Annotated in this window: 10 protein-coding genes; 4 read left to right on the top strand and 6 right to left on the bottom strand. The window is 64.6% G+C overall.

Features of this window, described 5'->3' with window-relative positions:
* Positions 1-11 precede the first annotated feature (11 nt).
* The 4 genes from P0Y43_RS15915 (at position 12) to P0Y43_RS15900 (ending at position 3,835) form a co-directional block, all read left to right on the top strand.
* Positions 12-1,583, top strand: coding sequence for a (2,3-dihydroxybenzoyl)adenylate synthase (locus tag P0Y43_RS15915; RefSeq protein WP_275638232.1), 1,572 nt, complete (start codon positions 12-14; stop codon positions 1,581-1,583).
* Between the two features lie 13 nt (positions 1,584-1,596).
* Positions 1,597-1,920: an isochorismate lyase gene (locus P0Y43_RS15910; RefSeq protein ID WP_275638231.1), complete on the top strand. Its 324-nt coding sequence runs from the start codon at positions 1,597-1,599 to the stop codon at positions 1,918-1,920.
* Positions 1,917-3,335: an isochorismate synthase gene (locus tag P0Y43_RS15905; protein ID WP_275638230.1), complete on the top strand. Its 1,419-nt coding sequence runs from the start codon at positions 1,917-1,919 to the stop codon at positions 3,333-3,335. The genes P0Y43_RS15910 and P0Y43_RS15905 overlap by 4 nt, the downstream gene beginning before the upstream one ends.
* Positions 3,336-3,622: 287 nt before the next feature.
* The gene (locus P0Y43_RS15900) at positions 3,623-3,835 is read left to right on the top strand and encodes a hypothetical protein (protein ID WP_275638229.1); all 213 of its coding nucleotides are present in this window, start codon (positions 3,623-3,625) and stop codon (positions 3,833-3,835) included.
* Between the two features lie 37 nt (positions 3,836-3,872).
* Here P0Y43_RS15900 and P0Y43_RS15895 read toward each other — a convergent pair whose 3' ends face one another.
* The 6 genes from P0Y43_RS15895 to P0Y43_RS15870 form a co-directional block, all read right to left on the bottom strand.
* Complete coding sequence (locus P0Y43_RS15895) at positions 3,873-4,724, bottom strand: DNA-binding protein (RefSeq protein WP_275638227.1); 852 nt, start codon at positions 4,722-4,724, stop codon at positions 3,873-3,875.
* A 209-nt stretch (positions 4,725-4,933) separates the two neighbouring features.
* Positions 4,934-5,731, bottom strand: coding sequence for a hypothetical protein (locus P0Y43_RS15890; RefSeq protein WP_275638225.1), 798 nt, complete (start codon positions 5,729-5,731; stop codon positions 4,934-4,936).
* Positions 5,732-5,775: 44 nt separating this feature from the next.
* Positions 5,776-6,939, bottom strand: a complete 1,164-nt coding sequence (locus P0Y43_RS15885) for an MFS transporter (protein WP_275638223.1) — start codon at positions 6,937-6,939, stop codon at positions 5,776-5,778.
* Between the two features lie 60 nt (positions 6,940-6,999).
* Positions 7,000-7,806, bottom strand: a complete 807-nt coding sequence (locus tag P0Y43_RS15880) for a hypothetical protein (protein WP_275638222.1) — start codon at positions 7,804-7,806, stop codon at positions 7,000-7,002.
* Between the two features lie 12 nt (positions 7,807-7,818).
* Complete coding sequence (locus tag P0Y43_RS15875) at positions 7,819-9,258, bottom strand: radical SAM protein (RefSeq protein WP_275638221.1); 1,440 nt, start codon at positions 9,256-9,258, stop codon at positions 7,819-7,821.
* Positions 9,258-11,912, bottom strand: a complete 2,655-nt coding sequence (locus P0Y43_RS15870) for a glycosyltransferase (protein WP_275638220.1) — start codon at positions 11,910-11,912, stop codon at positions 9,258-9,260. The genes P0Y43_RS15875 and P0Y43_RS15870 overlap by 1 nt, the downstream gene beginning before the upstream one ends.
* Between the last annotated feature and the right edge of the window lie 48 nt (positions 11,913-11,960).

The following is an 11,960-nucleotide window of genomic DNA, read 5'->3' as shown; positions in this document are numbered from 1 at the left end:
CGAGACCGCCCATGAACCGCGCACGCCCCCCTATCGTCGACCCCTTGCACCCCTTCATGAACATGACGCTGGCCCAGCGCCTGGCGCACTGGGCCAGCGTCCACGGCCCGCGTACCGCCCTGGTCGCCGGCGACCTGCGGCTGAGCTACAGCGATCTCGACCGGCGCGTTTCGCGCCTGGCAGGCGGGCTTGCCGCCCTGGGCATCCAGGCCGGTGACCGGATCATGCTGCAACTGCCCAATGGCATTGGCTTCGTCACAGCCCTGTTTGCGGTGATGCGCCTGGGCGCGCTGCCGATCCTCGCGATGCCGACCCAGCGCGCCCAGGACATCGAAGCCCTGTGCCAACTGGCGCAGCCGGTCGCCTACCTGATTCCCGACCGGGTACGCGATTTCGACTACCGCGACATGGCCGCCGACCTCCAGCGGCGCCAACCGTCGCTGGCCCATGTGCTGGTCGATGGCGAGCCGGGGGCCTTCGTCGCGCTGGCCTCGCTGGACGGCGAGTGCCCCGCCGCGCCACCGGTGTCGCCGGCGGACACCGCCGTGTTGCTGCTCTCCGGCGGCACGACCGGCACGCCGAAGCTGATCCCGCGCAGCCACGCCGCCTACGCCTACAACTTCGCCCATTCCGCCGAACTGTGCGCCCTTGGCCCAGACAGCGTGTACCTCACCGTGCTGCCCTGCGCGCACAACTTCACCCTGGCCTGCCCTGGCGTGCTCGGCAGCCTGTCGGTCGGGGCCACGGTGGTGCTGGGCGACAGCCCCAGCGTCGAGGTGGCGATGCCGCTGATCGCCCGGGAACGCGTCAGCCATGTCGCCTTGGTGCCGCCCCTGGCGCAGCTGTGGGCACAGGGCCGCGAGTGGGAAGACAGCGACCTGTCGAGCCTGAGACTGCTGCAGGTCGGTGGCTCGCGCCTGGACCCGCAACTGGCGCGCCACCTGGTCGAAGACCTCGGCTGGCCCTTGCAGCAGGTGTTCGGCATGGCCGAAGGCCTGCTCTGCTATACCCGCCCGCACGACCCGCTCGACATCGTGCTCGGCAGCCAGGGCCGGCCTTTGTCGCCGCATGACGACGTGCGCCTGGTCGATGCCGACCTGGCGCCGGTCGCGCCTGGCCAGGTCGGTGAGCTGCTGGTGCGCGGGCCCTACACCATCGCCGGCTACTACCGCGCCGCCGAGCACAACGCGCACAGTTTCACCGCCGAGGGTTACTACCGCAGCGGCGACCTGGCGCGCTGGCGCGAGGACGGCAACCTGGTGGTCGAGGGCCGAATCAAGGAGCAGATCCAGCGCAGCGGCGAAAAGATCTCCGCCGCCCTGATCGAAGCCCATCTCAATGCCTTGCCCGACATCGAGGCGGCGGTCGTGGTGGCCGTGCCCGACAGCCTGCTGGGTGAGCGCATCTGCGCCTTCATCCTCGGCGAGCCGCCGCGCGGCGAAGGCCAGGCGCTGCGTGAGCGCCTGCGCGCGGCGGGGTTGGCCGACGACAAGCTGCCGGACCAGTTCGAGTGGCTGGCGGCCTGGCCGCTGACCGCCGTGGGCAAGATCGACAAACAGCGCCTGAGCGCCCTGGCGCAGTGAGAGGAGCACCGCGATGACCATCATCAGAACCGCCGCCGAGTGCCAGAGCCTCGACGATATCCGCCAAGGCATCGACCGCCTCGACCAGCGCCTGGTCGCGCTGCTGGCAGAGCGCCTGACCTACGTGCAAGCGGCGACCCGCTTCAAGGCCGATGTGCACGCCATCCCCGCCCCCGAGCGCGTCACCGCCATGCTCGAGGCCCGGCGTCAGTGGGCCAAGGCGGCAGGCCTGCCCGTGGATGAAAGCGAAGCGTTCTTCCGCGACCTGATCCACTGGTTCATCAACCAGCAGATCAACCATTGGTATCGCCTGCACCCGCAGGAGACACCGGCATGAGCCCGCGCCTTTGCATCGACACGCTGTTGCTGTGCCTGGAGCGCGCCCAAGCCCGCAGTGGCGCGCACGGGCCGGTGCTGGCCTCCTGTTCCCAGCCCTGGCAAACGCTTGACCCTCTGACGCTGTTCGCCGCCAACCGTGAGCACTTGCAACCCGCCTGCCTGTGGCAGCAGCCCGCGCACGACGAGTACCGCGTCGGCCTGGGCCAGGCGTTCGAACTCAACGGCATCGACACCGCAACCTGGCCGAGCCTGCAAGCGCGTTGGCAAGCGATAGCCGCAAGCGCCGAGGTCCAGGGCGGGCATCGCCCGACGCTGCTCGGCGGCTTCGCCTTCGACCGGCACAAGGCCCGCACCCGCCTGTGGCGTGACTTCCCCGATGCCGCGCTGACCCTGCCGCGCTTCGAGCTTCGCCAGGCGGCAGGCCAGACGACACTGGTGATCAACGCGTTGGTCAATACCCACAGCGATTGCCGGCACCTGGCCTGGAGCCTGGCCAGGGAGTGGGCCCAGGCCCTCGACCGCCCGGCCCCGCGAACGCTGCCCGCGCGCGCGCCGTACCAACGCCAGCCACTGCCGCACCTGTGGACACAGGATGTGCGCAACGCCGTGCACACGCTGCGCCACGGTGACCTGGACAAAGTGGTGCTGGCCCGCTGCCAAGCGCTGCATGTGCGCGAACCGGTGCAACGCATCCTCGCGCGCCTGGGCGAACGCCAGCCCAACGCCTACCTGTTCGCCTTCGCCCGGGGGCGCAGTTGTTTTCTCGGCGCCACCCCCGAGCGCCTGCTGCGTGTGAAGCAGCGCACGCTGCACACCATGGCCCTGGCCGGTACCGCGCCACGCGGAGGCGACAGCGAGGAGGACATCCGCCTCGGCGCGCAACTGCTGGCCAGCCTCAAGGACAACGCCGAACACCAAATGGTGGTTGCCAGCCTGCGCCAACATCTGGCGCCTTGCTGCACAGCGCTGGAGATCGCCAGCCGTGCGCAACTGCACCGACTGCCCAATGTCCAGCACCTGCTCACCCCGGTGCAGGGCGAGCTCAAGCCAGGCATGGGCCTGCTCGAAGTGCTCGAGCGCCTGCACCCGACGCCCGCCGTGGGCGGCTTGCCACGCCAGCAAGCGCTGGCGTACATCCGCCAGTGCGAGCAGCTCGACCGGGGCTGGTATGCCGGGCCCGTGGGCTGGCTAGACGACCAGGGCGACGGCGAGTTCGCCGTGGCGCTGCGCTGCGCGCTGCTCAAGGGCGACCAGGCGACGCTGTTCGCCGGGTGCGGGCTGGTGAGTGGCTCGGACCCGGACAGCGAGTACCGCGAAAGCGTGCTGAAAATGCGCACCATGCAGGAGGCCCTGATGCCGGGCTCGCCGGTGAGTAGCGCGCTGGGGCCGGCGTCGCTGCCACGCTCGGGGTGAGCGAGAAGCCGGGCGAACAACCTGCCCGGCCTCTCATCTCGTCCATCGATCTCTATCGCACCGATTAGCCTTCTCAATAATCAGGCTCATCGATAATCTGAATCGCTGAACATCGTTTCTCGGCACTGTTCGACTTCGCCATGCTTGGCCTCACAAGCAACCTGTGGAGCTGCCAGCATGGCCACCGCCCTTCTCACTTCATTCAAGCAAGGCGCCTACGTCGCGATCCTTGGCTACATCGTGTTCATGCTTTCGCTCACGGCCATCAACGCCGAGGGGCTGGTGTCATGACCTGCGGGAAGTTCTGGGTGATGGCCTTCTTCGTGCTGATCAACAACGGCTGCTCGTTGCTGGGTTTCGGTGATCGTTCGGTGGGCGGCGTGGCCAGGAGTATCGAGTCACGCTCGGAAATCGCCAGTGCCGCGGCATTGCGCTGGGCGCAGAAGGCCAATGCCTCCGACTCGCCGCCGGATGTGAAGCGGATGCTGGCGTTTCTCTGAGGGCCGCCAGAGAAGCACCAAAGACCGTGAGCCCCCCTCAATCAGTCGAGGCCCGCCCCAGGCATCGGGACAGACGCTCCTGCAAGCGCTCGACCTGACGCGCCTGCTCGACGCACGCCTCGCGCTTCGCTTCCAGTTCCTGGGTGCAGACCTGTAGCTGCCGGCGCATTTCATCGCTGGCGCCCTGGGCCTGGGCCAGGATCGAGCGCAGCCCCTGCACTTGGGCATCACGCTGCTCCAACTGCTCTTGCAGCACCTTGCGCGCTTCTGCGCCCTGGCGGCTTTGCGCTTGCAGCCGTTCGTTGTCGCGGTGCAGGCGCGTGGCCTCCTCCTGCCTGAACGCCAGGCCTTGCTGCAAACGCTGGATCTCTGCCTGCAACTTCTGCATCTGCTCGTCCTTGTCGGCCACGCGCAACTGCAAGTCGCCCACGGCCTGGTTGAGGGTGGCGTTGCGCAGTTGTTCGGCCTGGAGACTGTTCTGGGTGGCCGCGAGGCGCTCCGATTCAGCGGCCAAGGCGTTGGCCTGGACCTGCTGCTGTTGGTGCGCGGCGGCCAGTGCTTGCCGGGCCAGCTCCACCTGGGCCTGAAGCTGCTCGCGTTGCTCTTCGAAGGCGGCTTCGGCGGCGTCGATGCGGGCCTGGGCCTCCTCTTGCAGTTGGGCCGCCAACTGTTCGACCAAAAGGGTCAAGGGCGCGCTCAACGCAGCACTGCCCAGTTGTGCCTGGGACGGCTGGGCCTCCAGCTCCTTGAGGTAGCGATGGATGGTGGTTTTCGAACCTGTGTTGCCTAGTTCAATACGTACCGCATCGATACTGGGATGTTCACCACGGGCAATCAGCGCCTGGCGTGCGTGCCGCACAGCTGCCTTGTCTACACCGCCACGGGGCATTAGGAACTCCTTGGGTTTCGTACTGTGGTATGTACCATGTAACCAAGGCGCGATTCTGCCCTTGAAAACGCGTCGAGGCAACGCCCGAAGCATTCAAAGGGGCGAGGGTCGGAGGTGGGGTCCAGAAACCGGTGTGCCTGTGAGCCGCTGACAGCGCTCATCGCGGCCCCATCTTTGGCGGGGTTCGCGATGAGCGCGGGCGGCTACCCTCAGTCGCCGTTGCCCGCGATGGCGATGTAGTCGGTGTACAGCTGCGGCGCGCCCGAGAACGATGCCAACTGCCGCCACTCGTCGTACATACGCTCGCTTTCGGGGTGCTCGCGCACGAACGTCAGGGATTTTTCGGTGGCCACGTCCATCCCGGGGTGGAAGGCGTTCAACGACGCGAGGCTCTCGATTTCCAGCATCACCGCGTACTGGTCGATGCGGCTACCGCCCTGCCCTTTGAGCATATGGAATTTCCAACCGGGGTAGTCGTCGATGCGCTGGACATTGCCGGTGATGAAGGCGTCGAAGGCTTGTGTCGTCACTCCAGGGCGCAGCGCCAGGTTATGGATGCCCACCACCCGTGCCTGCGGTGGCTGACCAGGGGCCGCGCGGTAGTTGGGGCCTTCGGCCAGTGAGCTTTTGTCGTTCTGCGCCAACAAGGCGTAGGTGGAGAAGATCGTCGGTCGCTCGGCGTAGGTGGCAAAGGTCTTCCATTCGGCAATCAGCGCCAGGGCCTGGTCATGCTGCTGCCAGAAGTCACGCGCATGGGCGGTCGGGTCGCCGTTGCTGTCGATATAAAAGGCGTAGTCTTCGGCGCTGGGGGCTTCGAACAGCATCAGGTACTGGTTTTCCCGCTCGCCGCGCAGGCCCTTGAGCAAGGTCCAGCGCCAGCCTGGGTAGGCCGGGATGCCTACCCCACGCTCGCGCACGAAGGCTTCGAAATGGCTGGCCGTCACACCCTTTTTCAGGTTGAGGCCAATGTAGTGCAGGCTGAACACCGCCGCGGTTGCTTGACTCATGATGACTCCAGGGGTTGATGACGTCAGGGACGAGGCGCCAGGCCTCAGCGAAGGATGCGTCGAGCACTGGCGCACACCGCCAGCATGACCACCCCACCCGCGCCAAAGGCAGCGGTGAGGCTCGCGTGCTGGGCAATGAAACCGATCAGCGCCGGGCCACTGAGCAGGCCGGTGTAGCCAATCAGGGTGACCGCCGACAAGGCGAAGCCAGGCGCAAAGCCGGGATGGTTGCCGGCGACGTTGAACAGGATCGGCACGATGTTGGACAGGCCGACGCCCACCAGGATGAACCCGCCCAGGGCCAGGGCCGGCTGCTGCAGCGTGACGATCGACAGCAGGCCGATCGCCGCACAACCGGCGCCAAGCATCAGCAGGCGGGGTCGACCGATGGCGTCGACCAGGCGATCGCCCTGCAAGCGGCACAGCGCCACGGCAATGGCGTACAGGGTGAAACCGAAGCCGGCATGGCGCTTGTCCAGGCCACGCTCGGCGTGCAGAAACACCGCCGACCAGTCGAGCATCGCGCCTTCGATCATGAAAATGAAAAAGCACAGCAGCGCGATGAGCAGGATCCCGGGCTGGGCCAGTGCCTGGAACGTGCCACTGGCCTCGCGGGCTGCCTGCGGGCGCCGGCGCAGCAGGTGGCCGGCCGCCTGCCAGGCCAGCAACGCCATCACCGCGACAACCAGCGTGATCGCTTGCAAGGGTGCCAGCCCGGCCCACAGCAGCAGGCTCACGCCACCGGCCCCGGCGACGCTGCCAATGCTGTAGAAACCATGGAAGCCGGACATCTTCGCTTGGCCGCTGTCGCGCTCGACGATCACCGCCTGGGCATTCATCGACACATCCAACAAGCCATTCACCGCACCGAAGGCCAGCAGGGCGATGCCGATCTGCACGGGGGAGTCGGCGTGCATCATGAACGGCAGCACCAGGCAGAACACCGCTGCACAGGCCAGGATCAGGCTGCGGCAACCGAAGCGGTCGATGGCCCGGCCGGCGAACGGCATCACCAGCATGGACCCCGCGGCGATGCAGAACAGCAACAGGCCCAGGAGGCCATCGTCGACGCCCAGCCGCGCCTTGACGTAGGGAATCAGCGGCGCCCAGCACGCCATGCCGAGCCCGGCGATGAAAAAGATACGGCGGGTAGCCCCCTGCTGGCGCAGGTTCGTCGCCAGCAGGGGGTCGAGCACTCGGGTATTCACGACAAGAAACCTCGTAGGGTTGCAACGGCCCGCGCACGCGTCACGGGCCGGGGAATCACCTCAGCTCAGGCTCTGCGCCACCGCCAGGTAGTCGGTGTAAAGCTGCGGCGAGCCGGAAAACGACGCCAGTTGCTTCCACTCCTCGTACATCTGTTTGGTGTCGCGGTGTGCCTGGGCGAACTTCGCCGCCTCGTCGGTGGCGATGTCCGGCTCCGGGTAGAACACGTCGAGCGCCTCGAGGCTGGCGATCTCCATCATCACCACGTAGGGATCCAGGCGGTTGCCGCGCTCGCCCTTGAGCAGGTGGAACTTCCAGTCCGGGTAGTCTTCGATGCGCGCGTGGTTCTCGGCGATGAACGTCTCGAAGGTGTGGGCCTGCACATCCGGGCGCAGGGCCAGGGTGTGCAGGCCGATCACCCGGGCGATCGGCGCCTGCCCGGGCCGCGCCTGGTAGCGCGGCCCCGGCGGCACGGTGCTGTTGCGGTTTTCCGCCAGCAGCCGGTAGTCGGTGAAAATCGTCGGCAATTCGCTGAAGGTGCCGTAGCGCTTCCACTCGGCGAGCAGTTCCAGCGCCTGCGGGTGATCGCGCCAGAATCGCCGGGCCTGCTCGGTCTTGTTGCCGTCCGCGCCGATGTAGCGGTCGCGTTGCTCGACGCTGTCGATTTCGAACAGCATCAGGTACTGCCCGGTTCGCTCGCCGCGAAGGCCGCGCAACAAGGTCCAGCTCCAACCGGGGTAGCAGGGAATGTGCACTCCCCGCTCACGCACGAAGGTCTCGAATTGCGTCGGCGTGACGCCAGCCTCGGTGTCGATGGCGATGTAGTAGAAGCTGAAGACCCGTGTAGATGGTGTGTCGTGCTGTGGCATCGATGCTCTCCTTCAGGCCTCGGGCGCGGCGAACTGGGTGTTGATGATCGCCTCGACCAGCGTCACGCCATTGGCCGTCAGCGTCACTCGATCGCCTTCGATGCCGACCAGGTCCTTTTCGACCAAGGCCTGCAGGGTGCGGGCGATGATCGGGTTGTCATGGAAGCTGCGCCCGTCGAAGCGTTGCCGGAACACCGCGTCGTCCACCGGCACCAGGGTCGAGAGCGCCATCTTGAAGGCGTTCACTTCGCGCTGCAGGGGCGACACCCCGCGGCTCTCGTCGATCGGTAGGCGGCCTTCGTCCAGGGCCTGCTTGTACTTGGCGTAGCCGGTGATGTTGATCGCCTCGGCGCGCGTGCACTTGGAACTGCCGCCCAGGCCGATCGCCACTTCCGGGTACTGGGTCGGCAGGTCGGTGATCAGGCCTTTCCACTTTTCCGCCGGCAGGTCGTTCTGGTGGAAGTACATCGTCGGGTGCTCGCGGTAGCTGGGCGCAAGGTATTGCTCGACCAGTTCGCGCATCTGGTACTGCTTGCCCAGCCCCGGGAAGGTCATGTCGTTCATGCTGATCAGGCCCTTGCGCTGCCAGTGGCTCTGCTTTTCGCCGGAGACACCGGTGCGGGTCTTCATGAACTCTTCCATGTGCAGCTTGCTGATCACCACGTGCGACAGCTCAAGCTCCAGGGCCCTGTGCATGTCGTACTTCACGTCGTCGACGCTCTGGCCGAGCATGCCGTAGATCAGGTCGACACTGACCCAGTCGAGGCCGATCGAACGGGCGTGGTGGATGGTCTCCACGCACTCCTCGGCCGAATGCATGCGCCCGCAGGCCGCAATGATGCGGTCGTCGAAGGATTGCGCGCCGAAGCTGATCTTGGTGAAGCCCAGCTCCTTGAGCAGCGACAGGTACGGCTTGTTCAGCGTGCCGGGCTCGCCCTCGAAGCGCAGGGTGGCGGCCGAGAAGTTGAAGTGGCTGCGGTAGAACGCCATCAGGCGACGCAGCTCCGACTCCGGCAGCAGCGACGGCGTACCGCCGAAGATATTGAATTCACCGACCTCGGCCTTGGCCAGGCTGGGCACCTTCTGCAGCCACAGGCTCGCTTCCTTGATGTTGTAGTCGACCACGTCGCGGAACACGGCCTGCGACGAGGCCGCCTTCGGGTTGAGGATCACCGTCGGGTATTGGCAGAAATGGCAGCGGTAGCGGCAGGTGGGAATGTACGCCCACAAATGAATCTGCTTGGCCTGGGCGAGTTCGCGGTCCATGTCGGCGAAGAACGAAGCCAGGGGGTAGTCGGGTAGGTCGCCCGGGAACACATGGCAGCCGAACGGGTCGTTGTGCACATACTCCAGAAAGTCGCGGTTGTCCGGGTGCGCGAGGAACTCATGGACCCGCGGGACCGGGTAGTTCGGGTCGATATCATTGAGTGAATGCAGTGCTTCGCCGCTCATCAGAACACCCCGCCGTTGGCAAAATAGTTGTGTGCTTCGCCCGACTCGCGGTCTTCGGCGAAATAGTGAACGAAGCGCTGGAAGTCGTCGGGCTCGACGTCGTCCAGGCAGGTGGGCAACGGCGGCGGGAAGCCGATGTCATCGCCGACGGCGCGACGCAGGGCGCTGAAGATGTCCTCACGGAACTCGAAATACAGGCGGTACGACGGTGTCTTGTAGGCATGGATCGGCTTGAAGTCGATCACCCGGCTCTGCTGCTTGATCTCGTGGATGCGCTGGTAAAGGCGGTCGGCCACCGGCTCGCCGAAGAAGGCGCGCACGGCGGGGTTTTCCAGCAGGATCTGCGGGTTGAGCAGCGCCGGCAGCACGATGTTCTTGGGCACGTAGTCCTTGATCGAGTATTCCCAGGCCTGCCGCGATTGCTCGGGCGTGGTGTCACGCAGCGTCGGGGTCTGCTGTTCGACGTCCGGGCGCACGTCCTTCATGATGATGATGCCGTCCTGCCCATAGGCGTTGCCGGTGATCACCTCATCGAGGATGGTGTCGACCCGCCGGCTGTTGATCTCGATGCGCGAGTCATGGGCGTACACCGGCTTGCCACCCCAGGCGATCACACGGATGCCGAAGTCCCAGTCATCGGACAGGTGCTCGACGAAACGGCCCTTGTCCAATTGGTAGAAGATCTCGATACCGCCGACCCGGTCGTACAGTTGCCGCTCGACGGCGAAGCCCTTGCCGTCGGGAAATCCGCCGAACAGGGAAAACGACATTTCACGGCAGCGCAGGGTTTTCTGGATCTCGTTATACAAGTTTGGCCGTTTGCCAAAGTGCGCCTCGTTGTAATAGTAGTTGCACGTCCCCAAGTCGCCGTTTTCCACCACCATCTTGTCGATCAAGGCATGCAGCCAATACGGGTCGACCGTGCAATCGGCATCGGCGGAGGCAATGTAATGACGATTATTTACACCCAGGCGTATATCGCGTTCCTTCGAACGCAACGAGGCGTAGTCCATGCCGCGCTTTCTCGCCGAAGACACGCCCTGGACAGTTTCCGTAATCACATGAATATCCAGGGACGGGTTGCGCTCACGAAAGCGCTCGATCTTCGCCACCGAGTCGTCGGTTGAGTTGTTATCGACAATGATCAACTCGTAAGTGGCGTGGGTGACCAACCCCGCGTGGCTGCGTTGATTGAACAGCGACTCCAGCACGGCATCGATCCGGTCGCTTTCGTTATAGACCGGCAGCACCACCGACACAAATACAGCATCACGCATAATTCCTCCGGAAACACTCAAGTCCAACATATCCATTACGTTATTGGAGAGCACTCGCTTGCCAATGTCGAAATTATGTCGCGCCACAGCCTCCCGGCGCGCGCTATCATTAAGCAGTTGGTAGACCTGTTCGACGAACCCGTCATCGGGCAAGCCATCATGCGCCTGGGAAGTTTGCAGGATCGGCGCCTGGAAGCCGTGCTGCCCATACACTTCCTGGTAATACTCGTAGTGACTGGTTATATAGCAGCGCTGGCTGCTGATGGCTTCGCCGATGGGGTTGCCATAACTGTCGTAGCCCCACGACGTCAGAAAAGAAACCACGTCACAGGCGTGATACAAGTCTTCGACGGTAAATGACGCTTCGGTGCAGGGCATGTCGTCATGCGATAACGCGCCGAGAAACTTCACGTAGGGCTCTACTTGCAAGTCACTGATCAAGTTCACCAGTTGCGCGGCGTAGCCAGGTTGTTCGTGCGGGTCGCCAGCGAGCGCGAGGTAAACCCGCGTGTGCTTGCCTTCATCGATGAAGCGTCGATTCAAGGCATGCACCAGGTGAATGTCCCGGTCCGGGCGTTTCTGGGCGATGAGACGCGTGGTGCGGGCGATCAGCAGGTCACTGGCGCGGATGTCCAGGCGCTCCTTGATATCCGGCCGTGGACGCAGGTCGGCGAAGTCATAGGTGTTCTTGCGCACCTGCACCTCCACCTGGTGATCGCACCACGCCTCGAGCTTGCGCTTGAGGTCTTCGTTCAGCGTCACGTAGGTGATATGCGCCGACCTGACAGGCTTGATCGCATGCGGGTAAGGCTCCGGGCCGTACTTCATCACGGTTTTTTCGCTGCTCCACATCAGGTCGTGATCACGCCAGATGACGAAGCGCCCCAGGGCATGGCGGTTGCCGTAGGCCTCGATGGCCAGGTACAGCGCGCGGGTGTAGATGATGTTTTCCGGCAGCGTGCCGTTCTCGACGATGACGTGACGGATGTCGAGCGACTCCCACAGTTGCACGATGCGCTGGGACAACGCCTGCGCCGAGGTTTCCATGGCGGCCAGCAGCGCGTCTTTCTCGTGCTCGGGCACTGCAAGGGTTTGCGCGATCAGGGCACTGTGCAAATACGCGATGAACTCGACGTTGTAATAAGGCAGCGTATCGACCGCCTCGACCCGCACCAGGTTGAACAGGCCGTTATAGAGGTCTTTTTCCTGGTCGTAAGGCTTATTGAAGTTGCCCTTGTCGATCTTGATTTCATAGCCCAGGTCAAGGTGCGAGACAATTCCCTGGTGCAGGAGTTTCTTCGCAAGTTTCAGGGCTTCGACGGTAATACCCGACACCGCGACGGCGTCGAACGATATGAATATAGCGCCAGCAGGCATGGCAATACCTCTCTAACCAATAAGCATGTATTGATCATCACGGACTCG

This window comes from Pseudomonas entomophila, assembly GCF_029193575.1.
GTDB classification, from domain to species: Bacteria; Pseudomonadota; Gammaproteobacteria; order Pseudomonadales; family Pseudomonadaceae; genus Aquipseudomonas; species Aquipseudomonas entomophila_G.
This window is presented reverse-complemented; position numbering and strand designations above follow the sequence as displayed.